This window comes from Bradyrhizobium sp. CCBAU 25360, assembly GCF_028128695.1.
Classification (GTDB): Bacteria; Pseudomonadota; Alphaproteobacteria; order Rhizobiales; family Xanthobacteraceae; genus Bradyrhizobium; species Bradyrhizobium ottawaense.
The window spans coordinates 64848-89921 of record NZ_LBJA01000041.1 but is presented as its reverse complement, the minus strand read 5'-3'; the positions used below and the strand labels follow the sequence as shown (position 1 = coordinate 89921).

General features: G+C 64.5%; 19 protein-coding genes. 11 read left to right on the top strand and 8 right to left on the bottom strand.

The window, feature by feature from the left end:
• Positions 1-50: 50 nt before the first annotated feature.
• On the bottom strand, positions 51-962 hold the full coding sequence (locus tag XH81_RS22045; RefSeq protein ID WP_028139820.1) for a DMT family transporter: 912 nt from the start codon (positions 960-962) through the stop codon (positions 51-53).
• A gap of 97 nt (positions 963-1059) precedes the next feature.
• On the opposite strand from XH81_RS22045, the gene XH81_RS22040 reads away from it, so the two are divergent.
• Positions 1060-1923 (top strand): LysR family transcriptional regulator, encoded by an 864-nt coding sequence (locus XH81_RS22040; protein ID WP_028139819.1) that lies wholly within the window; start codon positions 1060-1062, stop codon positions 1921-1923.
• Positions 1924-1959: 36 nt separating this feature from the next.
• Here XH81_RS22040 and XH81_RS22035 read toward each other — a convergent pair whose 3' ends face one another.
• On the bottom strand, positions 1960-2205 hold the full coding sequence (locus tag XH81_RS22035) for a hypothetical protein (protein WP_028139818.1): 246 nt from the start codon (positions 2203-2205) through the stop codon (positions 1960-1962).
• Positions 2206-2408: 203 nt separating this feature from the next.
• On the opposite strand from XH81_RS22035, the gene XH81_RS22030 reads away from it, so the two are divergent.
• Together XH81_RS22030 and XH81_RS22025 are read left to right on the top strand one after the other, a co-directional pair.
• On the top strand, positions 2409-4925 hold the full coding sequence (locus XH81_RS22030; RefSeq protein WP_028139817.1) for a glycogen/starch/alpha-glucan phosphorylase: 2517 nt from the start codon (positions 2409-2411) through the stop codon (positions 4923-4925).
• A 190-nt stretch (positions 4926-5115) separates the two neighbouring features.
• Entirely contained in the window at positions 5116-5931 is an 816-nt protein-coding gene (locus tag XH81_RS22025; RefSeq protein ID WP_028139816.1) for an acyl-CoA thioesterase, read from the top strand.
• A gap of 37 nt (positions 5932-5968) precedes the next feature.
• On the opposite strand, the gene XH81_RS22020 is transcribed toward XH81_RS22025, so the two are convergent.
• On the bottom strand, positions 5969-7162 hold the full coding sequence (locus tag XH81_RS22020; protein ID WP_028139815.1) for a serine hydrolase domain-containing protein: 1194 nt from the start codon (positions 7160-7162) through the stop codon (positions 5969-5971).
• Positions 7163-7218: 56 nt separating this feature from the next.
• Complete coding sequence (locus XH81_RS22015) at positions 7219-8859, bottom strand: flavin-containing monooxygenase (RefSeq protein WP_271596361.1); 1641 nt, start codon at positions 8857-8859, stop codon at positions 7219-7221.
• Between the two features lie 334 nt (positions 8860-9193).
• Here XH81_RS22015 and XH81_RS22010 point away from each other — a divergent pair, with 334 nt between their 5' ends.
• Positions 9194-10081, top strand: a complete 888-nt coding sequence (locus XH81_RS22010; protein WP_028139814.1) for a helix-turn-helix domain-containing protein — start codon at positions 9194-9196, stop codon at positions 10079-10081.
• Between the two features lie 81 nt (positions 10082-10162).
• Here the strand turns inward: XH81_RS22010 and XH81_RS22005 are convergent, their stop codons facing one another.
• The 3 genes from XH81_RS22005 to XH81_RS21995 form a co-directional block, all read right to left on the bottom strand.
• Positions 10163-11779, bottom strand: coding sequence for a phosphoenolpyruvate carboxykinase (locus tag XH81_RS22005; RefSeq protein ID WP_028139813.1), 1617 nt, complete (start codon positions 11777-11779; stop codon positions 10163-10165).
• A gap of 285 nt (positions 11780-12064) precedes the next feature.
• Positions 12065-14659, bottom strand: a complete 2595-nt coding sequence (locus tag XH81_RS22000; RefSeq protein WP_028139812.1) for a CHAT domain-containing tetratricopeptide repeat protein — start codon at positions 14657-14659, stop codon at positions 12065-12067.
• 78 nt (positions 14660-14737) lie between these two features.
• Positions 14738-15472 carry a HugZ family pyridoxamine 5'-phosphate oxidase gene (locus XH81_RS21995; protein ID WP_028139811.1) on the bottom strand — a complete coding sequence of 245 codons (735 nt, stop codon included), beginning with the start codon at positions 15470-15472 and terminating at the stop codon, positions 14738-14740.
• A 241-nt stretch (positions 15473-15713) separates the two neighbouring features.
• Between XH81_RS21995 and XH81_RS21990 the strand changes: the two genes are divergently transcribed.
• The 5 genes from XH81_RS21990 (at position 15714) to XH81_RS21970 (ending at position 19700) form a co-directional block, all read left to right on the top strand.
• Positions 15714-16415: a response regulator transcription factor gene (locus XH81_RS21990; RefSeq protein WP_008542552.1), complete on the top strand. Its 702-nt coding sequence runs from the start codon at positions 15714-15716 to the stop codon at positions 16413-16415.
• A gap of 118 nt (positions 16416-16533) precedes the next feature.
• Positions 16534-18330, top strand: coding sequence for a sensor histidine kinase (locus XH81_RS21985; RefSeq protein ID WP_028139810.1), 1797 nt, complete (start codon positions 16534-16536; stop codon positions 18328-18330).
• Entirely contained in the window at positions 18327-18851 is a 525-nt protein-coding gene (locus XH81_RS21980; protein WP_028139809.1) for an HPr kinase/phosphorylase, read from the top strand. Before XH81_RS21985 ends, XH81_RS21980 begins: the two co-directional genes overlap by 4 nt.
• 133 nt (positions 18852-18984) lie before the next feature.
• The gene (locus XH81_RS21975; RefSeq protein ID WP_007597752.1) at positions 18985-19386 is read left to right on the top strand and encodes a PTS sugar transporter subunit IIA; all 402 of its coding nucleotides are present in this window, start codon (positions 18985-18987) and stop codon (positions 19384-19386) included.
• Positions 19383-19700, top strand: coding sequence for an HPr family phosphocarrier protein (locus XH81_RS21970; protein ID WP_028139808.1), 318 nt, complete (start codon positions 19383-19385; stop codon positions 19698-19700). The genes XH81_RS21975 and XH81_RS21970 overlap by 4 nt, the downstream gene beginning before the upstream one ends.
• 170 nt (positions 19701-19870) lie before the next feature.
• Here XH81_RS21970 and XH81_RS21965 read toward each other — a convergent pair whose 3' ends face one another.
• Positions 19871-21496: a glycosyltransferase family 39 protein gene (locus XH81_RS21965; RefSeq protein WP_271596360.1), complete on the bottom strand. Its 1626-nt coding sequence runs from the start codon at positions 21494-21496 to the stop codon at positions 19871-19873.
• 114 nt (positions 21497-21610) lie between these two features.
• On the opposite strand from XH81_RS21965, the gene lepA reads away from it, so the two are divergent.
• Positions 21611-23422 carry a translation elongation factor 4 gene (gene lepA, locus XH81_RS21960; protein ID WP_028139806.1) on the top strand — a complete coding sequence of 604 codons (1812 nt, stop codon included), beginning with the start codon at positions 21611-21613 and terminating at the stop codon, positions 23420-23422.
• Between the two features lie 397 nt (positions 23423-23819).
• Positions 23820-25040 (top strand): MFS transporter, encoded by a 1221-nt coding sequence (locus tag XH81_RS21955; protein ID WP_028139805.1) that lies wholly within the window; start codon positions 23820-23822, stop codon positions 25038-25040.
• Positions 25041-25074 lie beyond the last annotated feature (34 nt).

Sequence of the window (25074 nt, the reverse complement as noted above, 5' to 3'; positions counted from 1 at the left end):
CCCGATGGATTCCGGGCTCGAGGCTTCGCCTCGCCCCGGAATGACAGCTTCTAGGCGGCCGCCTTCGCCGGCCGCGTCACCAGATAGATGCCGAGCGCGACTGGAATGATCCCGAGCAGATCGCGCGCCTCGACGTGCTCGCCGAGCACGAGATACGCGAACAGCATGCCGAGCGGCGGCATCAGGAAATGATAGGCGCTGGCGGCGGTGGCGCCGCACACTTTCAGGAGATGAAACCAGAGCCAATAGGCGAGGATGGAGCCCCCCAGCACGAGGAAGGCGAAGGCGCCGAGCAGGCTCGGCGTGACATCGATCGCATGCACGTCGGCGAAGGTGAACGCGACCGGCGTCAGCACGATGCCGGCGGCAAGGTTCTGCACGCCGTTGCCGATCCACAAGGATCCCTTCGGCGCGAGCAGCTTGAACAGGATGGTGCCGGCAACGAGCGAGGCGAGCGAAGCCAGCGTGAAGACGATGCCATGCAGGGAATCCGTGCCGACCGACAGGCGATGCCAGACGATCAGGGTCACGCCGGTGATGCCGAGCAGCAGGCCGCCGGCCTTGCGCCAGGTCATGCCTTCCCCGAGCAGCAGGGCAGCGAGCGCCGCGGTGAAGACCGGATTGGCCGAGACGATCAGGCCGCCGAGGCCGGCGGAGACCGATTGCAGGCCGGTGTAGCCGAGCCCGAGATAGAGCGCGTTGTTGGCAATCCCAAGTACGGCGAAGATCGCCGCATCGCGCCAGGTTAACGACCAGCTGTCGCCGCGGATCAGCGTGGCGCCCAGGATCAAAATGCCGGCGAGCGAGAAGCGCGCGGCGAGCAGGATCAGCGGCGGGCAATGGGTGACGCCGATCTTGCCGGCGACGAAGGCGTAGCTCCAGAGCAGGCAGAACAGGCCGATGGCCAGCGGCAGCGTGTTGAAGCGGCTGCGCGGAACGGGAATCGAGGGGGCGAGCGACATGGGGGCATTCTCCTGAGCCTCGATCTAGGGAGCCCGCTTGTCATTTGGAAATTAAATGATTAACTCGCTATCAGTGGATTTTCGAATGGAGGCGGCCATGCTCGATCTCGAGCTGCTGCGCAGCTTCGTCTCGGTGGTCGAGGCCGGCGGCTTCACCCGCGCCGGCGAGCGCGTCCATCGCACGCAGTCGACCGTCAGCCAGCAGATCAAGCGGCTGGAGGACGATATCGGCCAGGTGCTGCTGCACCGCGACGGCAAGAATGTGCGCCCGACCGAGGCCGGCGAGCGGCTGCTCTCTTACGCGCGGCGTTTGCTCTCGCTCGCCGAGGAGGCGCGCGACGTGCTGCGCCAGCCGGACGGCGAAGGCGCGATCCGGCTCGGCATCCCCGAAGATTTCGCGGCGTACCGGCTGACCAAATTACTGGGCGCGTTCTCGCGCTCGCATCCGGGCCTGCGGCTCGACGTGCGCGCCGACCAGAGCAAGCATCTGGCGCGCGATCTCGAACGCGGCGAGCTAGACGTAGCGCTATTCAAGCGTGCGGCCGGCGAGAAAGGCGCCATCGCGGTTTGGCCGGAGCGCGTGCACTGGGTCACCAGCAAGGGCCATCCGGTCGATGTCCATGCCGCATCCGTGCCGCTGATCGGTTTTCCGACCGGCTGCCTCTATCGTGCCGGCGCCATCCACGCGCTGGAAAGCGTCGGCCGCGCCTGGCACATGGCCTATTCCTCGTCGAGCCTCTCCGGCATCCAGGCCGCGGTCGCCGCCGGCATGGGCCTCAGCATCTTGTCGGAAATGTCGATCCAGTCCGACCACCGCGTGCTGACGGCGAAAGACGGTTTTGCGCCGATCAACAAGACCGAGGTCGCACTGATGGCCTCGCCCGATGCGAGCCCGGCAACGCTGCGGCTTGCGGATCGTCTTGCCGAGTTTTGCGATGCGGTGCAGGCCAAAGCGGCTTGAAGGCGGCCCAGATTCGCGAGCGTTGCGGCCCGCCTCTCAATTCACCGCGGACATCAGCCTGTCGCCGCACGCATTCGCGTAAAACTTGCCGCCGCATTGGCGCTTGATGGCGGCGCAGCGGGCCGCGGGCGAGGCATTCTGCGGGACCGTGAAACCGCAGGTCAGGCCGTCGGCGCTGCGACCGGGCTTGCCGGCGGCAAACGCGGCACTGAGGGTGCTGATGCAGACGACGAGCAGGGCAGCCGCGGCGATTTCGATCAGCAGTCGCGTCAGCAGTCTCATGGGAATGTTCTCCACACTGATGGCTGAATTGATCCGCAATCTAGCACTGAATCCCGGTTTCTCCGTGCTCGCCCGGGTTCCCAAATCGGCCCGTTCCTTGCATAAATTTACGCCAGCGCAGTGCAAGGCCGCATCGGCGACAGTTCCGGTGCAGGGGCAAGACGCGTAGGGTTAGTAGTGTGTTCGACCAGGAAGTGACGGCTTTGCAAGATCAATCGTTCCAGCCCAGTTTTCCCGCCCCCGGCCAGCCGATCGACGAGCTCGCGCTGGCTGAGATCAAGGGCGCGATCCTGGCGAAGCTGCGCCTTGCCATCGGCAAGGATGCGGGCATGGCGACCAGGCACGACTGGTACCAGGCCGCGGCGCTGGCGCTGCGCGACCGCGTCGTGCATCGCTGGCTCACGGCCGAGAAGCACAGCTACGACGCGGGCCGCAAGCGCGTCTATTATCTCTCACTCGAATTCCTGATCGGCCGTCTCTTCACCGATGCGCTCAACAACATGGGCCTGCTCAAGATCTTCGAGGTCGCGCTCGGCGATCTCGGTGTCTCGCTGCCAGAGCTGCGCAAATGCGAGCCGGACGCCGCGCTCGGCAATGGCGGCCTCGGGCGCCTCGCCGCCTGCTTCATGGAGAGCATGGCGACGCTGTCGATCCCCGCGATCGGCTACGGCATCCGCTATGATTACGGCCTGTTCCGCCAGATCATCAACCAGGGCTGGCAGCAGGAATATCCCGACGAATGGCTGAGCTTCGGCAATCCCTGGGAATTGCAGCGGCCCGAAGTGATCTACGACATCAATTTCGGCGGCGGCGTCGAGCATGTCGACGACAAGGGCCGCGACCGCGCGATCTGGCATCCGGGCGAGACCGTTCAGGCGATCGCCTATGACACGCCGATCGTCGGCTGGCGGGGCCAGCACGTCAACGCGCTGCGCCTGTGGTCGGCGCGTTCGCCCGATCCGTTGAAGTTAGATGCCTTCAACAAGGGCGACTATGTCAGCGCCACCGCCGAGCAGTCGCGCGCGGAAGCGATCTGCAAATTCCTCTATCCGAACGACGAGAGCCCGGCAGGCCGCGAGCTGCGCCTGCGCCAGGAATATTTCTTCGTCTCGGCCTCGCTCCAGGATCTCGTCAAGCGACACCTTGCGTCCGACGGCCAGCTGCGCAGCCTGTCGTCCAAGGTCGCGGTGCAGCTCAACGACACCCATCCGAGCCTCGCCGTCACCGAGCTGATGCGGATCCTCGTCGATCTGCACAATTTCCGCTGGGACGAGGCCTGGAAGATCACGGTCGCCACCCTCTCCTACACCAACCACACGCTGCTGCCCGAGGCGCTGGAGACCTGGCCGGTCGAGCTGTTCGAGCGGCTGCTGCCGCGGCATCTCGAGATCATCTACCGCATCAACGTGCAGCATCTGGCGCTGGCCGAAGCGCGCTGCCCCGGCGACATCGACTTCCGCGCCTCGGTCTCGCTGATCGACGAGAAGAGCGGGCGCCGCGTGCGCATGGGCCAGCTCGCCTTCGTCGGCTCGCACCGCATCAACGGCGTCTCGGGCATGCATTCGGACCTGATGCGTGAGACCGTGTTCCACGACCTCAACCATCTCTATCCCGGCCGCATCACCAACAAGACCAACGGCATCACCTTCCGCCGCTGGCTGATGCTGGCGAACCCGAAGCTGACCGATCTGTTGCGCGAGACCTGCGGCGAGGCGGTGCTCGACGATCCGACCCAGCTCTCGCTGATCGAAGCGCGCGCCAGCGACGTCGAATTCCAGAAGAAGTTCCGCAGCGTCAAGCTTCACAACAAGACCGCGCTGGCGCGCCTGATCGGCGAACGGCTCGGCATCAAGGTCGACCCGACCGCGCTGTTCGACGTGCAGATCAAGCGCATCCACGAATACAAGCGCCAGCTCCTCAATGTCATCGAGACCGTCGCGCTGTACCAGGCGATCAAGGACGATCCCACCGGCAATTGGGTGCCGCGGGTGAAGATCTTCGCCGGCAAGGCTGCCGCGAGCTACCGCTACGCAAAACTGATCATCAAGCTGATCAACGACGTCGCGGAGGTCGTGAACAACGACCCCACGATCGGCGGCAAGCTCAAGGTGGTGTTCCTGCCCGATTACAATGTCAGCCTCGCCGAAGTGATCATTCCCGCGGCCGACCTGTCCGAGCAGATCTCGACCGCGGGCATGGAAGCGTCCGGCACCGGCAACATGAAGCTGGCGCTGAACGGCGCCATCACCATCGGCACGCTCGACGGCGCCAATATCGAGATCCGCGACCATGTCGGCGCCGAGAACATCGCGATCTTCGGCATGGAGGCCGGCGACGTCATGATCCGGCGCAAGCAGGGGCTGGACGCCTCCGACCTGATCCTCAATTCGCCGAAACTGCAGCGCGCCATCAATGCGATCGGCACCGGCGAGTTCTCGCCCGGCGACCCCGGACGTTTCGAGTCGATCGCGCACGCGCTGCGCTATCTCGACCATTACATGGTCAGCGCCGATTTCGATTCCTATTACGAGGCGCAGCGCAGCGTCGATGCGCGCTGGCTGGTCTCGCCGGCCTGGACCCGTGCCTCCATCCTCAACGTCGCGCGCATGGCCTGGTTCTCCTCGGATCGCACCATCCGCGAATACGCCGAGGAGATCTGGAACGTGCCGGTGAACCCGACCACGCCGCTGCTGCCGAACCTGCGCGACGCCGCGGGCTGATTTTCCGCGACGTGGAAGCGCGGTTACTCGATACGTAATTGCGCATCCGGGCAATGGCTGTGATATGACGACCGTCATTCCGGGGCGGCTCGCAGAGCCGAACCCGGAATCTCGAGCTTCCGGGTTCGATGCTCTGGGCCGCGCTACGCGGTCCCGTCGCATCGCCCCGGGATGACAGACGGAAACACACATGCACGCCAAGCTCCCGCACCCCTTCGACGACGCCACCCGCGTCACCGCCGGCGACTCCAGCTGGCAGGGGCACACCAGCGACGATTATTGGGCCTTCGTCGGCCCGTTCGGCGGCGCCACCGCCGCGACCATTTTGCGCGCGCTGATCGACCATCCGGAACGCGCCGGCGATCCGCTCGCCCTCACGGTCAATTATTGCGCGCCGATCGCCAAGGGGCCGTTCGATCTCGACGTGCGGCTGGTGAAGGCCAACCGCTCCAGCCAGCACTGGAGCGTCGAACTGTCGCAAGGTGGCGGCGAGGTCGCGACACTCGCCACCGCGGTGTTCGCCGAGCGCCGGCCGTCCTGGGAGCACCGGGTGGCGCAATATCCCGATGCAAAGCCGTTCGAAGCGACGCTGCCGTTCCCGAAGATCGCGGCGTCCTGGGCCAACCAGTATGAATTCCGCTTCGTCGAGGGCCAGATGCGGATCGGCCCGCAGCAGGCCGAGCCCGCCAGCACCTATTCGAAGATCTGGATCAGCGACCGCACGCCGCGCAAGCTCGACATGCTGTCGCTGATGTCGATGTCGGACGCCTTCTTCGGCCGCATCTTCCACGCTCGGCGCGAACTGGTGCCGTTCGGCACGGTGTCGCTGACGACCTATTTCCACACCGACAGCGACGAGCTCGCGGCTGAGGACATCACGCGCGTGCTGGCCACCGCCGATTCGAAGATCATGCACAAGAGCTACGCCGACCAGAACGCCGAGCTGTGGTCGCCGAACGGAAGGCTGCTCGCGACCTCGACACAGATCGCGTATTTCAAGGCGTGAGCTCTCGCCACCCCTCGTCCCGTTCTTGCCGGGGTTCCTAACCCGCCATTCGCTGCCTCAGGCTCTGATAAAACGCCGTCTCGAAATTCATGTAACCGATGAACGACGTTGGATCGCCGAACGGAAGAATCTGCGTGGCCCAGAACCCGCCGAACCCGTTCTGCCGGTCGATCCAATAGAACAGATTGGCAAGGCCCGCCCAGCCGAGGGCGCCGGCCGGACGCCCGGTGGGTGCTTCCTGGTCGTTGATCATGAACGAGAGCGCCCAGGACTTTGACTGGCCCGGGAAGAACTCGGCATCATTGCACAGCGCCGGGATGACGCCGGTGATCGGTGTCACCTTCTTGTCTCCGAGATGATTCTTCTCCGCCATGCGCACGGTCTCCGCCTTCAGCACGCGGCCATGCTCGCCGGCACCGTCATTCAACCACATCCGGATGAAACGCATGTAGTCGCCGACCGTGCCGTAAAGGCCGTGGCCACCCATATGCACTTCAGGCTTGGCGGGGAGCTCGAAATCCATCGGCGTCAACGAGCCGTCGGCGCCGCGCGCGTGGATCCCCGCCAGTTTGCTGCGCATGGCGTCGGTCAGCTCGAAGGTCATGCTCTTGATTCCGAGCGGCTCGAAGATGCGCGTATTGAAAACCTCTCCAAGCGGGCGCCCGGCGATGGCCTCGACGATTTGGCCGCACCAGTCGAGATTGGTGCCGTAGTCCCAACGCTCGCCCGGATCGAACAGCAGCGGCGTCATCAGGCAGGCTTTGGAAGCGGTGATGACGCTGGGCTGGCCCTTCTCCTCGGCCAGGCGGTTGTAGGTGTGGTTGATGAAGTCGTAGCTGAGACCGGCGGTATGCGTCATCAGCATCCGCGTGGTGATGTCCCGCTTGGGCGCCCGCAGCATCGGCTCACCCGCGGCATCAAAGCCCTCGATGACCTGGAGCTTGCCGATGTCCGGAGCGTAGCGCTTGGCCGGTGCGTCGAGATCGAGCTTGCCCTCTTCGACGAGTTGCAGCACGGCCGTGCCGGTGACTGCCTTGGTCGTGGAGAAGATGGCGAAGATGCTGTCGGTCGTCATCTCGGCTGGCTGGTCGACACGCCTTTTCCCCGCTGCGCCTTCGTAGATGTTGCGATCGCGGTTCGTCACCATCGCGACGACGCCGGGCACACGCGGCGTGGATGTGACGACGCCGCCGAGAACGGCGTCTGCGGCGGCACCGAAATTCGTGCTCATGGTTGTCCTCCCGTTTGTATTGGATGAATTCCGTCGATGCAGCGCCTCGCGAGCACTCAATTCATGGTAAAACCCTGGTAGCCGCTGGCAGCGACCTCGTTGCATTTCTGCCGATAGGCGCCGACGCCCCCGCAATAGGACAGAACGCGGCGCGGTTTGCCTTCGACGTTCGAGCCCAGGTACCAGGAATTGGTCTTCGCGATCAGCGTCGCATTGGCGATCTCATCGTGATGCGCCACCCATCCGTCTTCGGCATCCTTGGTCGGCTCAACCACCTTCAGGTTCTTCGTACGCACGAACCTGATGCAATCGTCGATCCATTCGACCTGCTGCTGGAGACAGGTGGTCATGTTGCAGAGCGCAGCCGACGGAGCCAGCGGCACCGCAGTCGTGAACAGGTTCGGATAGCCGTGAACCTGCAGGCCCATCGTGGTGCGGATATCCTTGCTCCAATCCTCCTTCAGCGACCGCCCACCGCGGCCCCTGATATCGATGCGCGTCAACGCGCCGGTTCCGGCGTCGAATCCAGTCGCCAGAACGATGACGTCGAGCTCGTGGATCGTCCCGTCCGCGGTCTGAATACCCGTGGGTGTCACGCGTTCGATCGGACTGGCCTTGACGCTGACGATCTCGACATTGGGGCGATGGAAGGCTTCGAGGAAGTTCTGCTCCAGTGGCACCCGATGCGTCCCGAAACCGTAGTCGGCCGGAATCAAGGCATCGCACAGCTTTGGATCCTTCAGTCGCTCGCGCATCTTCTCGCGCACGAAGCCCGAGATTTCGGCGTTGACCTCGGCGTCGAAGAACAACTCGGCGAAGGACGATATCCATAGCTTCAGGGAGCCGTCGTTCCAGCAATCCTCGATCACCTCCCGGCGCCGCTCCGGCGTCAGGCCGGCCCAGGCGTGCTCGAAATCATATTCGAATCCGGTGAAGGTAAGCGGCAGGCGCTCCGTGAGGTGCTGGAATCTCGACTTGTAGGCCTCCGCATCTTTCTCGCTGTACTTGGGATTCTTCATCGGAATCATGTATTGCGGCGTGCGAACAAAGACTTTCAGATGACCGACCTCGCCGGCGATCGTCTGGATGACCTGGATGCCGGTTGCGCCGTTGCCGATAACGCCGACGCGCTTGCCGCCGAATTCGACCGGCTCCTTGGGCCAGCGCGCCGTGTGGAACAGCTGCCCCTTGAACGTCTCCTGTCCCGGAAACGATACGTGCGGGGCGGAGAGCATGCCGCAACAGGTGATCAGAAACTGGGTGTCGATCACGTCACCCCTGTCGGTCGTGACCAGCCAGCGCTGTGTGGCTTCGTTGAAATGGGCGCTTTTGACGATCGTCCCGAACTGGATGTCCTTGCGCAGATCGAGGCGGTCGGCGATGTAGTTGAGCCAGCGCTCGATTTCCGGCTGGCCGGGGAATTTCTCGCTCCAGCTCCATCCCTTGTAGAGCTCCTCGGAGAACAGGTACTGGTAGATGTGGCTCTCTGAATCGAAGCGGGCGCCGGGATAGCGATTCCAATACCAGGTGCCGCCCACGCCTGCGCCCGCGTCAATGGCCCTGACGTTCAATCCCTGTTCGCGCAAACGGTAGAGCTGATAGAGCCCGGCGACGCCGGCTCCAACAACCACCGCGTCGAATTTCGCCGTTACATGCGCGCCATTGCTTCCATTGGGTTTGGTCGCCGTTTCTGCCATTTTTCCCTCCTAGCTCTTCCCAGAGCGCGCGGCCTTCCTCACCCGCCGTGTGATGGGATGGTCGTGCATCGCGTCATTTGTCGGTCCCGCGAGCGCTTGCGGCTTTTCACCGTTCTTCCGCACTTGCCCGGAACGCGAGGGAGGCTATGAGGCGGGCTGCGTTCCCGGCTTGAACAAAACCGACAATCCTTTGAATGAAGCCGGAGGCCGGCGCCGACCTCGCCCGAGCTCGCTTGGCAAATGGCAAATCCGGCCTATGCTGCTGCCTTGCCGATCGGCCAATGAGAACAACAAGCAGTCGACCCGCCAAAACTCCAGGGAGGAGGCTCGCGCGATGGGGCAGTTCATCACGGTCGAGGAGCTGCCACGCTATGCTCCCGGCGAAATGATGCTGGACAGTTCGGCGGTGGGAAAAGCCGATTTTCGGCTGCGCGTGTTCCGCTATGCGCCATCCGATATCTGGGTGCCGCCGTCCGATAACTTTCTGATCGTAATTTATCGCGAAGGCACCACGGCGATGAAACGCCGCGTGACCGGATCCTGGAAGCAGGATCATGTCGGCCGCGGCGTCACGACGCTGCTGACGCGCGCGGAAGCTTCGAACTGGCGATGGTGCCATGACCTCGAAGTCAGTCATTTCTACATCTCGCCTAGTCTCATGGCGAAGACCGCAAGCGAGGCTTTTGACCGGGATACCGAAAGCGTCGAGCTTCATGATCTGCTCAGGATCGAGGATCCGGTCCTGGCCTGGATTGCTGACCAGATGGTGCAGGAGGTTTCCGCAGGAGGTCCGGGCGGCCGGCTCTGCTACGACGCCATGGCACTTCAGGCGAGCGTCCACATCCTGCGAAAATATGCCTCAGTGCAGTTCAAGCTGCCCTGTGCGCAAGGGCGCTTCAGGCCGGCGCATGCGCGGATGATCGAGGACTATATCGAGCAGAACATCTTCCGGAATATCACGCTCGACGAACTGGCCAACATCTGCAACTGCACGCCAGTGCAGTTCACCCGCAAGTTTCAGGTGCATTATGGCATGCGCCCGCACGCCTACGTCCTCACCCGCAAGGTGAAGCGCGCCTGCGAACATCTGCGCAAGGACCGGCTTGCACTGAAGGAGATCGCCCTGTTGAGCGGATTCTCCGACCAGAGCCATCTCAACCGGATCTTTCGCAGGCATATGAGTGCGACTCCCGCAGAATATCGCAAGCAATGCACAGGCTAGGCAGCCTGACGATGCTCAGGCCGCAAAAGAAAGGGCGGCTGATCAAGCCGCCCTTTCTCGTCAATCACATCTTGCGAGAACTTACTCCGCCGCGAGCTTCACGTCCGGCGCGGCGGCGCGCACCTCGGCATCCACCTGGGCTTCGAACTTGGCAAAGTTCTTCTGGAACATGCCGACCAGCGCGCGGGCGGTCTTGTCGAACTCGTCCTTGTCCTTCCAGGTGTTGACCGGGTTGAGGATCTCGGCCGGCACGCCGGGCAGCGCGGTCGGGACCGCGAAGCCGAAATACTTGTCGGTGCGGAATTCGACGTTGCGAAGCGAGCCGTCGAGCGCGGCGGTGAGCAGCGCACGCGTCACCTTGATCGGCATGCGCGAGCCGACACCATACTTGCCGCCGGTCCAGCCCGTATTGACCAGCCAGCAATCGACATTGTGCTGGGCGATGAGGTCGCGCAGCATGTTGCCGTAGACGCTGGGGTCGAGCGGCAGGAAGGGCGAGCCGAAGCAGGTCGAGAATTCCGGCTGCGGCTCGTTGCCGAGACCGCGCTCGGTGCCCGCGACCTTGGCGGTGTAGCCGGACAGGAAGTGATACATCGCCTGCGCCGGCGAGAGCTTGGCGATCGGCGGCAGCACGCCGAAGGCGTCGGCGGCGAGCATCACCACGTTCTTCGGCTGCGGCGCGCGGCCGGTGCGCGAGGCGTTCGGGATGAAGTCGAGCGGATAGGCCGAGCGCGTGTTCTCGGTCTTGGAGCCGTCGTCGAAATCCACCACGCGGGTGTCTTCGTCGAGCACGCAGTTCTCGAGCACCGCGCCGAAGCGGGTCGAGGCCGCGAAGATCTCGGGCTCGGCTTCCTGCGACAGCTTGATGCACTTGGCGTAGCAGCCGCCTTCGAAGTTGAAGACGCCGTTCGGGCCCCAGCCGTGCTCGTCGTCACCGATCAGCGTGCGGTTGGGATCCGCCGACAGCGTGGTCTTGCCGGTGCCGGACAGGCCGAAGAAGATCGCCGCGTCGCCCTTGGCGCCGACATTGGCCGAGCAATGCATCGGCATCACGCCGCGCTCGGGCAGATAATAGTTCAGCGTGGTGAAGACCGACTTCTTCATCTCGCCGGCATAATAAGAGCCGCCGATCAGGACAATCTTGCGGGTGAAATCGATCGCGACGACGTTCTCCGACTTGCAGCCGTGACGTTTGGGATCGGCGCGGAAGCTCGGCATGTCGATGATGGTGAGCTCCGGCACGAAGGTCGGCAGCTCGATCGCCTCGGGGCGAATCAGCAGCGTGCGGATGAACAGCGAGTGCCAGGCGAGCTCGGTGAAGACACGGGTCTTGATCCGGTAGGCCGGGTCGGCACCACCATAGAGATCCTGCGCGAACAGCTTCTTGCCTTCGGCGTGCTTGAGGAAGTCCTGATAGAGCGTCTCGAACTGCTCTGCGGTGATCGACTGGTTGCCGGCCCACCACATCTTCTTGTCGGTGGTGGCGTCACGCACCGTGAACTTGTCCTTCGGGCTGCGCCCGGTGAACTCGCCGGTGTCGGCGCAGAGTGCGCCGTCAGCGGACAGCACCGCCTCGCCCGCAGTGAGCGAGTATTGATAGAGTTGCGGCGCACCGAGGTTCCAGTGAACCTGCTTGAGATTCTTTAAACCGAACTTGTCGGCGCCGTAGGCACCGTTGCGCACGCCCGTCTCTTGCACGAAAAATCCTCCTAGAACCCGCGACATTCAGCGCGACCAGAACTTCAGCACCATCGCGGTCACCGTGATTTATAGGCCAACCGGCCTCGGCTGGGCGACCTAATAATGATGAACGCTGGCGTTGCCAAGCTGATCCCGCAGGATTTGGTTTATTCAAGGACCGCGCCAAACGTCGCGCATGTCAGCTCTGAGCAGCTGCATCAAAAAATCACGAATGATCGCGCAACCAAATGCGGAATTCGGCGTTGATGATGGTTTTTGCGACGCACAATTCCGGCTGCCGGCTTATCGTACCTCGCCTTCGCCAATGAGCGCGAATGGTCCCCACATCGCCGGGTAGGCGTTGCGCGGTGACGAGGTGTCGTCGACAAACGTTAACATCGCGCGGCGCAAGGCTTCGGCGCGACCGATTTTCGGTTCGTTCTTCAGCAACTCGAACGTCGATGTGGTGAGGCGGGTGGCGGCTTCCGAATCCACGGCCCAATGCGAGACCAGAAGCGCACGGGCACCGGCATAGAAGAAAGAGCGCGCCAATCCCGACAGCGCTTCGGCCCCGGGCTTGTCGCCGGCGATGGTGTTGCAGGCGGACAGAACCACCCAATCGGCGTTGAGCTTGAGCTGGGCCACTTCGCTCGCGGTCAGAAGGCCGTCGTCGAGCTCAGACGGCTGATCGGGAATGGACAATGCAAGCGAGGGCTCGCCCAGTCCCTTGACGTCGCCGGCAACGAGGCCGTGGGTGGCAAAATAGATGATGCCGTATTGGGCAAGCGCTGCACGCTTCAGCGTCGTTTCACTGGCATCGCGTCCGAGATGGATGTCGGCATCATTGGCGCCGACGTCCCTTGCCACCGCGTTCAGCTCGTCGGCGGTATCGGGCAGTTGCGGCAACGCCTGCGCCAGCCGCGCGCGATCGACCCCGGCGCCGCGCCAGAAATCGGTATAGGCAATCGTCGCAATGCTGCGCGCCGCGACCTTGCCGCCTGCGGCGCGACGGTCGGCGGGCCCTTCGGCTGCGGGATTGAAGACGGGATCGCCGAAGCCGGTCATCGGCTTTGCGCCCTGATCCCTGCGCGCGAAGGCACGCAGCGATTTCAGGCTGATCACCGACGGCAGCACCGAGACGGCCTGACGCCTGAGCAGCCAGGCGGCGTCGCGATAGCCGTCGAGCCTGTCCGGAATCGCAGCCTGCGGCTTCTCGGTGACCAGCAGATGGAACGGCAATGCGGTCAGCGCCGCCGATGGCACGACCAGCAGATTGCGCTTGTCCTTCGTCAACGCCTCGACCGGGCCGAGCAGCGCGACATAGAGCTCGTTGGCGAGCGCGAGATCGAACAGGCCCGATTTGCCGGAGGCATCGCGCGCCTTGCCGACATCCAGCCCCCTGCGGAAGGCCGAGACTTTCCGCGCCATTGCGTCCGCGCCGAGCGAGATCTCCTTCCAGTCGGCGCCATCGCGCGTGATCGCGATGACGTAGCTCCGCTTGTCGACGACGGAATAGATCACCATCGCCTCATCGGCCGACAGCAGCGGCTGGATGTCCTTCACCGCCAGCGGCAGCGGGTTGGAGAGCGAGGCGTAGTCGGGAAACTCGAGCGTGAGCGACTTTTGCAGCCCCGCGCGTTCGCTTGCAATCGCAACGATCCGCGCGCGGCTGCGCTGCTCGGCCGCGACGTCCCGCTGCGCCGATTGCTTCGACACCGCGGTGATGATCGCCTTGTCGAGCGCCTCGGCCTCGGCCGCGAGATCCTGATCCCGACGCACCAGCTCGGCGAGCCGATCGCTGCCGGCGGCCAATCGCACCGCGAGCTTGTTCACGGCAGAGGCGGCGGAAGATTGCGTGCCGCGCTGGATCGCGCCGAGCGCGTCATCAAGCGCCTTGTCGCTCGCCAGGAGCGTTTGCTGGCGCGCAGCGAACAGAACCGGCAGCACGGTGCGCAGCTGCGCGCGGTTGGCGGCAAGCGTCTTCTGCGCAAACGGCAAGGCCTCGGCGTTGCGGCCCGACACCTGAAGGAAATAAGCGAGATTGCTGGTCGAAGTCACGACATCGGGATGATCCGCCCCGAGCGCCCGCTCGCGGATGGCAAGCGCGCGGCGATAGAGCGGCTCGGCCTCGGCATAGCGCTGCTGGTGCTCGTAGAGCCCGGCGAGATTGTTGAGCGAGCGCGCCACGTCGGGATGATCCGGGCCCAGCACCTTTTCGCGGATCGCGAGCGAGCGCTTGATCGGCGCTTCGGCATCGGCATCGCGGTTGAGGTCGCGATCGACCTGGCCGAGATTGTTCAGGACGGTGGCAACCGCGGGATGCTCGGGCCCGGCGGCCTTCTGATAGATCGCGAGGGCCCGCTGAAACAGCGGCTCGGCGTCGGCAAAATGCTCCTGCTTCACGTAGAGCGTGGCGAGATTGTTCAGGGCCTGGCCGACATCGGGATGCTCGCGCGACAGCGCCTTTTCGCGAACGGCCAGCGCACGCTTGAACAGCGGTTCGGCTTCGGTGAAGCGGCTCTGCCGCTGATAGAGCGCGGCGAGATTGTTCAGGAGCGGCGCAATCTCGACGCTGCCCTGACCGGTCCCCTTCTCCATCAGCGCGATGGCGCGTTTGTAGAGCGGCTCGGCCTGATCGTCGTGGCCCTGGTCGGCGTAAATCTGCCCGAGATTGTTGAGCGCCGCGGCGAGGTCGCGGTTGTTGCTGGTCTTCTCGAGCGAGGCCACCATGGCCTGCGCCAGCGGCAGCGCCTCCGAATATTTGCCGGCGCTCCGGAGCGCATTGATGCGCCCGCTCTGCGCCGACAGATCGCTCTTCTGGGCAAGGCCGGGCGTGGCAAGCGACGTGGTGATCGCGAGCGCCAGACCCGCAGCCAATGCCAAACGACGACGCGCCATGAACCCTCTCGCTGCGAGCCTTAAGACCTGACCGTCTTGGGTCGCAGCGATGGGTCGCGGCGTTCAAATTGTTGCGTTCTAGTCCATCTTCATGCGCGCTTCGCCAGCAAGGCGGACCAGCATCTTGCGCAGCGACGTGCCGTCCGTCACCCGCTCCGGGAAGTCCAGCCGCAGCGCGGTCTGGCCGTCCTGCATATCGAGGCCTTCCGGATCGCAGCCGGTGCAACGCCAGTCCCCCGCGGCAGCGCCAAGGAGCTTTGTCGCATAGAGGCCCATGGCGTCGCGATGATCGGCATTCATATGCGCGACCGCCCCCTCCTCCGCTGCCAGCAGATCTTCGGCGCCGGAGAGGTCCGTGAGGAACTGGGCGGGCTTGAGATCGACGATCCGGCCGAAGCCGGCGACCAGATGAGTTCCCGTGGGGCGGATCCGAAAAAAAGAGAAATCCTTAAAGGAAACAAAGCCTTCCGCCGACGGATGCGCATTGAGATAACGTCGCTGGAGCAAATCCCTCTCGGCATCAGCCTGCTCCGCCCGGCCGGACAGCATGATCCGGGCGCCTTCCAGCGGATCGCCCGCCGCCCGCTCGTCCAGCATCAGGGAGACCCTGCTGTCGGCGAGAAGGTTCCTTGTATGCACGGCGAGGCCCGAGATCAGCAGGATGGGGGAACCGTCGGGATGGCTGGCCAGATTGACCAGGGAACAATAGGGGTCGCCGCTGCCGGCCATGAGAGTTGCCAGCGCCCCCTGCCGCGATCGCCGCAGCAGGGATTTGGCGAGCTTTGCGGGGTCGAAATCAGGGGTCGGTTGCATCGGCTTTCTCGGCTCAGGTGGTTGCAAGGGAGGCCTTTTTTCGGGTAAACGGGGGCCTGGTTATGGGTCGACATGCGGCGAATCTGCCGCGTTTCGTGGAACTTGGTCACACTTCAGCCCAGCTTGCATTGCTCGGTGACAAGGTTCGAACGCCGACATCGGCACCCATGTATGCGGCGCATCACTGGATTGCTCGCCGTTTCAAGCCACGACCCAAACGGAAAGCAGAAAGCAGAGGCTCATGCCCACAATCGCTTTGGTCGACGACGACCGCAACATTCTCACATCCGTCTCGATCGCGCTGGAAGCCGAAGGCTACCGCATCATGACCTACACCGACGGCGCTTCCGCGCTTGACGGTTTCCGCACCACCCAGCCCGATCTCGCCATCCTCGACATCAAGATGCCGCGCATGGACGGCATGGAGACGCTGCGCCGGCTCAGGCAGAAGTCCGACCTGCCGGTGATCTTCCTGACCTCCAAGGACGAGGAGATCGACGAGCTGTTCGGCCTCAAGATGGGCGCCGACGATTTCATCCGCAAACCGTTCTCGCAGCGCCTCCTGGTCGAGCGCGTCAAGGCGGTGCTGCGCCGCTCGGCGCCGAAGGACCCGACCGTCGCGCCGAAGGAGAACGACGCCAAGGCGCTCGACCGCGGCCTGCTGCGCATGGATCCGGAACGGCATACCTGCACCTGGAAGAACGAGCCGGTGACGCTGACCGTCACGGAATTCCTGATCCTGCAGGCGCTCGCGACCCGGCCCGGCGTGGTGAAGAGCCGCAACGCGCTGATGGACGCCGCCTATGACGACCAGGTCTATGTCGACGACCGCACCATCGACAGCCACATCAAGCGGCTGCGCAAGAAGTTCAAGGTGGTCGACAACGAGTTCGAGATGATCGAGACGCTGTACGGCGTCGGCTACCGCTTCAAGGAAGCCTGAGGCGCGAGGCGCCTTCACGAAAGACTGAGAGCATCGCCGGTTCTGATTTCATCGGGACCGGGATGGCTCTAGGATGCGGGGACCATTGCCACGAGCTGTCCTAACGCGGGCGTAAGCATTGCTTGACCGAACGCAGCCTGACGAGAACCAGAGCGCCGGGGAGATCACATCCGACGGCGTTCCGGAGCAATTTGCCGAAGACAAGCCGCAGGGCTTCCGACCGCTGAACTGGCTCAAGCGCGCCGGGCAATTCTTCTTCGCGCTGTCCTTCTCCAGCCTGACCCGCCGCATCGTCTCGCTCAATCTCGCCGGCCTCGTCGCGCTGGTGGCGAGCATCCTGTATCTGTCGCAATTCCGCGCCGGACTGATCGACGCGCGGGCGCAGAGCCTCCTGGTGCAGGCCGAGATCATCGCCGGCGCGATCGCGGCCTCCGCCACGGTGCAGACCAACGCCATCACCATCGATCCCGACCGGCTGCTCGACCTCAAGCCGGGCGAGACCTATGGCGGCTCGGACGAGTACTCGCCGCTGGACTTCCCGATCAATCCGGAGCGCGTGGCGCCGGTGCTGCGCACGCTGATCTCGCCGACCAAGACGCGCGCCCGCATCTACGATCCGAACGGCAGCCTGCTGCTCGACAGCCGCAACCTCGAAAACGTGCTGCGCCTCGACCTGCCGCCGCCGGCGGAGAAGCCCGGCTTCGTCGAGCGCGGCATGGTCGCGGTGCGCACCTGGCTGAACCGCGGCGACCTGCCGCTCTATCGCGAGCTCGGCCCCGAGAACGGCAACGGCTATGCCGAAGTGGGCGATGCGCTCCAGGGCCAGAAACGCTCGATGGTGCGGGTCAATGCCCGCGGCGAGGTGATCGTCTCGGTCGCTGTCCCGGTGCTGCGCTCGCGCGCGATCCACGGCGCGCTGATGCTGTCGACGCAAGGCGACGACATCGACCAGATGGTCACTGCCGAACGCCTCGCCATCCTGAAAGTCGGCGGCGTCGCGGCCGCCGTCATGATCATGCTGTCGCTGCTGCTTGCGAGCACGATCGCCGGGCCCGTGCGCCGGCTTGCCGACAGCGCCGAGCGCGTCCGCCGCCGCATCAAGGCCCGCATCGAGATCCCCGATTTCACCCGCCGCCGCGACGAGATCGGTCATCTCTCCGGCGCCCTGCGCGACATGACGAGCGCGCTCTACAGCCGCATCGAGGCGATCGAGATGTTCGCCGCCGACGTCGCCCACGAATTGAAGAACCCGCTGACCTCGCTGCGCTCGGCGGTCGAGACGCTGCCGCTGGCGCGCAACGAGAACAGCCGTGCGCGCCTGCTCGAGGTGATCGAGCACGACGTCAAGCGGCTCGACCGCCTGATCTCCGACATCTCCGACGCCAGCCGCCTCGATGCCGAATTGCAGCGCCAGGACGCGATCCCCGTCGATTTGCGCCGCCTGCTGACGACGCTGGTGTCCGTCGCCAACGAGACCAAGCTCGGCCACGACGTCGCGGTCGAGACGCGCTTCGAGGGCCGCAGCCCGACCGACACCTTCGCCGTGTCCGGCCACGATTCACGGCTCGGACAAGTGGTCTCCAACCTGCTGTCCAACGCGCAGTCGTTCTCCGAACCCGGCAGCAAGGTGCGCCTCACCTGCCGCCGCGCGCGCTCCGAGATCGAGATCGTGGTCGACGACGACGGCCCCGGCATTCGCGACGACGCGCTGGAACGCATCTTCGAGCGCTTCTACACCGACCGTCCGCATCAGGGTTTTGGCCAGAACTCCGGCCTCGGCCTGTCGATCTCCAAGCAGATCATCGACGCCCATGGCGGGCGCATCTGGGCCGAGAACCGCGCAGGCCCGCCGGATGAGGAGGGCGTGCCGACGGTCGCAGGCGCGCGCTTCGTGGTGAGGCTGCCGGCGCTATGAACGACGGCGGGCCCAGCGTTCACGCCTCCGCAGTCAAGGTCGGACATCGGGCGGTGCTGATCCGCGGTCCCTCGGGCTCCGGCAAGTCGCGCCTTGCCTTTGATTTGATCATGGCCGGACGCTCGGGCGTGGTCGAAAGGGCCGTTCTGGTCGGGGATGACCGTGTCCATCTGGCGACAGTCGGCGATGAAATTGAAGTCCGCCCCGCGCCGGTATTGGCTGGCCTGATCGAGATCCGGGGCCTCGGGATCCGCCACTGCGACTTCGTGGAGCATGCGACCGTCGGTCTCGTGGTCGATCTGGATGCCGCGGACGCCGAGCGCCTGCCTGCGACGGAATCGCTGAAAACCATCATTTCCGGTGTCGAAATACCGCGAATCCCTGTTAGCCGCGGATATTCACCCCTCCCACTGGTTGTCGCGGCCTTGACCACTACCAAGAGTTCATCTTCGGTTAACCCTTCAGGCGATTGTTTGAAGGGAAATGGTAACCATATGAACCCCACTATCGCGACCGAATAGACCGGCGCAGCTCCCCTCATCCATCCGTCTAGATTCAGGGAGATACGCAACATCCCCTCTTGCGCAGGGGCTCTGGATGGTCAAAGTGGCGCGTTCGTGCGGTGCACCAAAAGCGCCCGCGAGGAGTTTTCCGATGATTGGTCTAGTACTTGTGACCCACGGGCGCCTTGCCGACGAATTCAAGGCAGCGCTTGAACATGTCATGGGCCCACAAAAGCAAATCGAAGCGATCACGATCGGTGCCGAAGATGATTCCGATCTCTGCCGAAGTGACATCATCGAGGCGGTTAACCGCGTCGATTCCGGCGACGGCGTTGCGATCCTCACCGACATGTTCGGCGGCACGCCGTCGAACCTTGCAATATCCTGCATGAGCCGGCCCAAGGTCGAAGTGCTCGCGGGCATCAACCTGCCCATGCTGGTCAAGCTCGCCAAGGTGCGCGAGGAGCGTCCGCTGCCCGACGCGATCGCGATGGCCCAGGAAGCGGGACGCAAATACGTCACCATCGCCAGTCGCGTGCTCGCCGGCAAATGAGCGACGAGGCGCCACAAGCGGGGACAGGCGTGCCCGCGGGCGCGATCTCCAAGGACCTCCTGATCATCAACAAGCGCGGCCTGCATGCCCGCGCCTCCGCGAAATTCGTCCAGGCTGTCGAGCGCTTCGATGCGCAGGTCTGGGTGACGCGCGGTGGCGAGACGGTTGGCGGCACCTCGATCATGGGCCTGATGATGCTTGCCGCCGGACCGGGCACGACGATCACCGTCGCCGCCGCCGGCACGGATGCCGAAGCTGCGCTCGCGGCGATCACCGAGCTCGTTGAAAGCAAGTTCAACGAGGAAGGGGTTTAGGCCCCTCTCGCGCTACACGCTCAGTGCCGTAGGGTGGGCAAAGCGACTTGTCCGCCGAAGCCCGGAGGGCGAAGGCGGAAGCGTGCCCACGACTTTTCTGCGATTAGCGCGAGATGGTGGGCACGGCGCTTCGCGCCTTTGCCCACCCTACGAGACCGAGAACGTCGCAATCACTTCGCCGGTGGCGCGATGTAGACGTTCCAGCTCATCGCCGGGCCGGCCTTGCCGTGGGTGAAGCGGCGCGTGGTCATCACCACGCGCTCGGCGGTCGGCGCGACCTCCGAAATCCACTTCTCGAACGTGGGCAGGCGTTCGTCGGTCGCATCGAACACGCCGATGAAGCCGTATGTCTTGACGTCGTCGAGCGAGGTCAGCCCGGACGCCCAGGCCTCGTTCGGCGTGAACGGGCTGGGGTGATCGGGGCTGTAGAACACCATCGGCTGGATCGTCTCCATCGTCCCCGCAACGACCGCCCAGCGCGAGGCGAAGCGCGCGTGCCAGGCCTGGGTCAGCTCGCGCGCGAGCTCGGAGCGCGCGCCATAGGTCGCCGTGTTGCCGGCATTGGCCGTCATCTCGCGCGCGGCGATCCAGGGCGAGGCGGCGAGCGTGGCAACGCTGAGCACGAGCCAGATCGCGGCGATGTTGAACAGGCTCGCACCCTGCACCCGCAGCGTGGGAATCGCGACCAGCGCGAGCGGCACCAGGAAGAACAGCGAGATGCCCCAATCGGTCTTCAGGTAGACGCCGAAGACCAGCGCGCCGAGCGGCGGGCCGAATGCGACGATGATCTGGATCATCCACACGTTCAGCGCCTGCGAGACATTGACGCCCGGATTGGCGCCGCGCGCCCAGGCGCGCGTGACGATACGCAAGGGCGCGCGCAGCAACAATGTGAACGACGGCGGCACCAGCGCCATCGCGAGCCCGGCCAGCGCCACCGGCAATGCCAGCAGCCCGAGATTATGCAGCATGTAGCCGGTGACGAGCTGATGCACCTGGCCGCTGTCCGCGAGGCTGTAGGTGTCGCCGGCATAGGTCAGCGGCACGAAATGCGCCTCGGCCAGCCAGACCACGTGCGGGATCATCGCCACGACCATCGTCACGATCGCGACCCACGGCGCCGGCGATACCAAAAATCTCATCCGCTCCGGATGGATCAGCGCGGCGAGCCCGATGGCGCCGATCATGGTCAGCACCCAGTATTTGGTCATCAGCGCCAGCGCGCCGGCAAGGCCGAGCAGGACTCCGGACCGCCAGCTCCGCTTCTCGAACGCGTTGAGATAGGCGAGCACCAGCAGCGGCAGGGTGACGAGCTGGAGCAGATCCGGGTTGTACTTGAACCCCTTGAAATTGAAGATCGGGTAGAGCGCGACCATCACCACGACCAGGAACGCGCGCCGCGCGTCCACCACGCGCAAGGCAACCAGCCAGCAGATCACCATGCCGGCGCTGACCGTCGCCATCGCCAGCGCATAGGTCGCCCAGTCCGCCGCCGGGAACACCTTGAACCAGAGCCCGGCGACCCAGCCCGACAGCGGCGGATGCTTGCCATAGCCCCATAGGAATTTCTGGCCCCAGCCATAGGCCTCTGCGACGTCCATGTGAACGTCCTGCGCGGCCTTCAGATTGATCAGGATGAAGGTCCAGAGCACCGCATGGAGGATGGCGAGCTGGATCACCAGCCACAATCTCGCCTCGGGGCGGACCGCGCAGGCAACCAGCCAGGCCCGGAAGCGGCCAAAGCTCAGGCGGGCCTTCGTGCGCACTTCAGGGGAGGGAAGAGACGTGGTCGACATGGGCGCTTGCCTAGCGCGTTTTGGCCCATCTTGGAATCAGCTTGGCGTGAACAAAGGCCCTGAAATTACAGCAATATGGTTGCCGCACGGGGATGTGAGTGGTATCCCGCGCCCATGACGACCGTCCCCATTTCCAACATCCGCAATTTCTCCATCGTCGCCCATATCGACCATGGCAAATCGACGCTGGCCGACCGTCTGATCCAGATGACCGGCGGCCTCTCCGACCGCGAAATGGCGGGCAAGGAGCAGGTGCTCGATTCCATGGACATCGAGCGCGAGCGCGGCATCACCATCAAGGCGCAGACGGTGCGGCTTTCGTACCGCGCCAAGGACGGCAAGGATTACATCTTCAACCTGATGGACACGCCCGGCCATGTCGACTTCGCCTACGAAGTCTCGCGGTCGCTGGCGGCCTGCGAAGGTTCCCTGCTGGTGGTCGACGCCAGCCAGGGCGTCGAGGCGCAGACGCTCGCCAACGTCTACCAGGCACTCGACAACAATCACGAGATCGTCCCGGTCCTGAACAAGGTCGACCTGCCCGCGGCCGAGCCCGAGAAGATCAAGCAGCAGATCGAGGACGTCATCGGCATCGACGCCTCCGACGCGGTGATGATCTCGGCCAAGACCGGCCTCGGCGTGCCCGACGTGCTGGAAGCCATCGTCACCCGCCTGCCGCCGCCGAAGGGCGACCGGAGTGCGACCTTGAAGGCGCTGCTGGTCGACAGCTGGTACGACGTCTATCTCGGCGTCGTCGTTCTCATCCGTGTCGTCGACGGCGTCATGAAGAAGGGCAGCCGCGTGCGCATGATGGGCACGGGCGCCGCCTATGACGTCGAGCGCGTCGGCTTCTTCACGCCGAAGATGCAGCAGGTCGACGAGCTCGGCCCCGGCGAGATCGGCTTCATCACCGCCGCGATCAAGGAAGTCGCCGACACCCGCGTCGGCGACACCATCACCGACGACAGGAAGCCTGTCACCGAAATGCTGCCGGGCTTCAAGCCGGCAATCCCCGTGGTGTTCTGCGGCCTGTTCCCGGTCGACGCCGACGATTTCGAAACGCTGCGCGGCGCCATGGGCAAGCTGCGCCTCAACGACGCCAGCTTCTCGTTCGAGATGGAGACCTCGGCCGCACTCGGCTTCGGCTTCCGCTGCGGCTTCCTCGGACTTCTGCATCTCGAGATCATTCAGGAGCGGTTGTCGCGCGAGTTCGATCTCAATCTGATCGCGACCGCGCCGAGCGTCATCTACAAGATGAAGCTCACCGACGGCCAAGAGATCGAGATCCACAATCCCGTCGACATGCCCGACGTGGTCAAGATCGCCGAGATCCAGGAGCCCTGGATCGAGGCCACGATCATGACACCCGACGAATATCTCGGCAGCGTGCTGAAGCTGTGTCAGGACCGCCGCGGCTCGCAGAAGGAGCTCACTTACGTCGGCTCCCGCGCCATGGTGAAATACGATTTGCCGCTCAACGAGGTCGTGTTCGACTTCTACGACCGCCTCAAGTCGGTCTCCAAGGGCTACGCCTCGTTCGACTATCATCTCACCGACTACAAGCCGGCCGACCTCGTCAAGATGCAGATCCTCGTCAACAACGAGCCGGTCGACGCGCTCTCGATGCTGGTCCACCGCACCCGCGCGGAGGGGCGCGGCCGCGCCATGGTCGAGAAGATGAAGGAGCTGATCCCGCCGCACATGTTCCAGATCCCGATCCAGGCGGCGATCGGCGGCAAGGTGATCGCCCGCGAGACGGTGCGCGCCCTGCGCAAGGACGTCACCGCAAAATGCTACGGCGGCGACATCACGCGTAAACGAAAACTTCTGGAGAAGCAGAAGGAAGGCAAGAAGAAGATGCGGCAGTTCGGCAAGGTCGACATCCCGCAGGAAGCCTTCATTGCCGCGCTGAAGGTGGATAGCTGAGGCGGGGGTAAGCTTTCACAGTCACATCAGCCGCCGTCATGCCCGGGCTCGTCCCGGGCATTTGCGTTTTGGCCGGGACCCGGCGAAACAAAAATATCGAAAACAACCCCATGCACATTAGGCGAAGGCTTGTCTGGATTGGAGTTTTCGATTTTTAGAAATCAATTTGACCCATCGGGCAAAACAGTGGCACGATGGCATTGCGCAATTGCGCATCTGAGAATCCATCGTACAGCAGGCAACACGGAGAGATGGATTCCGGGTTCGCGCCAAGTGGCGCGCCCCGGATGACGACGGGTTACGAAAACGCGCAGCCGCCAGCCTTGCCCTCCGCCGTCTGATAGGCCACCATCCCTCCCGCGCCTCACCAACAAAACCAACAGCGCTGAGGAAACGCATGAGCAAGGCATCACGCTTCGACTATGGCTGGGTCGTGGTCGCTGCAGGCGCGCTGATGACCTGTGTGGGCTTCGGCACGATGCTGTCGCTGGCAGTGTTCCTGCAGCCGATTTCGGAAGCGATGGGCTGGTCGCGCGCCGGTGTATCGGCGGCGGCAACGCTGGATTTCCTCTGCATGGGATTTGCCGCGTTCCTGTGGGGCGCGCTGTCGGACCGGTTCGGCACGCGCATCGTGGTTCTCGCGGGAAGCGTTCTGCTGGGGCTCGGTCTCGTCACGGCGAGCCAGGCGACAAGCCTGTGGCAATTCCAGCTTTGCTTCGGCGTGCTGATCGGCATTGCCGCCGGCAGCTTCTACGCACCGATGATGGCGCTCGCGAGCGCCTGGATCGAGACAAACCGCAGCCTTGCGGTGGCGCTGGTTTCCGCCGGCATGGGCGTGTCGCCGGTGACGATCGCGCCGACTGCGAGCTGGCTGATCACGGCCTATGACTGGCGCACCGCGATGCTGGTGATCGGCATCGCTTCGTGGGCGCTGCTGATCCCGGCCTGCTTCCTGGTGCGTCCGGCGCCGGTGGCGGCGGGCGCCGCCACGGCAGACGCAACACCGGAGGTCGAGCTGACCGCGGCGCAGGCGCTGCGCACGCCGCAATTCATCGCGCTCGCGGCGGCGCATTTCGCCTGCTGCGCGGCGCATTCCGGCCCGATCTTCCACATGGTGGCCTATGCGATGGTGTGCGGCATCGCACCGCTCACGGCGGTGACGGTCTACAGCGTCGCCGGCGTCTCGGGCCTCGGCGGCCGCCTGCTGTTGGGCGCGCTGGCCGATCGCATCGGCGCGAAGCCCGTGCTTGTCGGCGGCCTGCTCGTGCAGGCGATGTGCATCGCGACCTATCTCGCAGTGGCGCAGCTCGGCGAATTCTACGCGCTCTCGGTGGTGTTCGGCCTCGCCTATGGCGGGGTGATGCCGCTGTATGCGGTGCTGGTCCGCGAATTCTTCGGCGCGCGCATCATGGGCACCGTGTTCGGCGCGGTGTCGGCCTTCGCCAGCCTCGGCATGGCGCTCGGGCCGTGGGCCGGCGGACTCGTGTTCGACAATTTCCAGCGCTACACATGGCTGCACGCCGGCTCCTTCGCGATCGGGCTCGCCGCCGTCGCGGTGGCGCTGAGCTTCCCGACGAAACGCAGGCCATCGCTCGACCTGGGCCGCGCTGCGGCCTGACACCTGCATATCGCTCTGCTCGGTAGCGTGCCGG

Bases quoted from the DNA above. Each gene is read 5' to 3' on its own strand.
- XH81_RS22045 (WP_028139820.1), bottom strand. From the start codon at position 962: ATGTCGCTCGCCCCCTCGATTCCCGTTCCGCGCAGCCGCTTCAACACG.
- XH81_RS22040 (WP_028139819.1), top strand. From the start codon at position 1,060: ATGCTCGATCTCGAGCTGCTGCGCAGCTTCGTCTCGGTGGTCGAGGCC.
- XH81_RS22035 (WP_028139818.1), bottom strand. From the start codon at position 2,205: ATGAGACTGCTGACGCGACTGCTGATCGAAATCGCCGCGGCTGCCCTG.
- XH81_RS22025 (WP_028139816.1), top strand. From the start codon at position 5,116: ATGCACGCCAAGCTCCCGCACCCCTTCGACGACGCCACCCGCGTCACC.
- XH81_RS22020 (WP_028139815.1), bottom strand. From the start codon at position 7,162: ATGAGCACGAATTTCGGTGCCGCCGCAGACGCCGTTCTCGGCGGCGTC.
- XH81_RS22015 (WP_271596361.1), bottom strand. From the start codon at position 8,859: ATGGCAGAAACGGCGACCAAACCCAATGGAAGCAATGGCGCGCATGTA.
- XH81_RS22010 (WP_028139814.1), top strand. From the start codon at position 9,194: ATGGGGCAGTTCATCACGGTCGAGGAGCTGCCACGCTATGCTCCCGGC.
- XH81_RS22000 (WP_028139812.1), bottom strand. From the start codon at position 14,659: ATGGCGCGTCGTCGTTTGGCATTGGCTGCGGGTCTGGCGCTCGCGATC.
- XH81_RS21995 (WP_028139811.1), bottom strand. From the start codon at position 15,472: ATGCAACCGACCCCTGATTTCGACCCCGCAAAGCTCGCCAAATCCCTG.
- XH81_RS21990 (WP_008542552.1), top strand. From the start codon at position 15,714: ATGCCCACAATCGCTTTGGTCGACGACGACCGCAACATTCTCACATCC.
- XH81_RS21980 (WP_028139809.1), top strand. From the start codon at position 18,327: ATGAACGACGGCGGGCCCAGCGTTCACGCCTCCGCAGTCAAGGTCGGA.
- XH81_RS21975 (WP_007597752.1), top strand. From the start codon at position 18,985: ATGATTGGTCTAGTACTTGTGACCCACGGGCGCCTTGCCGACGAATTC.
- XH81_RS21970 (WP_028139808.1), top strand. From the start codon at position 19,383: ATGAGCGACGAGGCGCCACAAGCGGGGACAGGCGTGCCCGCGGGCGCG.
- XH81_RS21965 (WP_271596360.1), bottom strand. From the start codon at position 21,496: ATGTCGACCACGTCTCTTCCCTCCCCTGAAGTGCGCACGAAGGCCCGC.
- lepA (WP_028139806.1), top strand. From the start codon at position 21,611: ATGACGACCGTCCCCATTTCCAACATCCGCAATTTCTCCATCGTCGCC.
- XH81_RS21955 (WP_028139805.1), top strand. From the start codon at position 23,820: ATGAGCAAGGCATCACGCTTCGACTATGGCTGGGTCGTGGTCGCTGCA.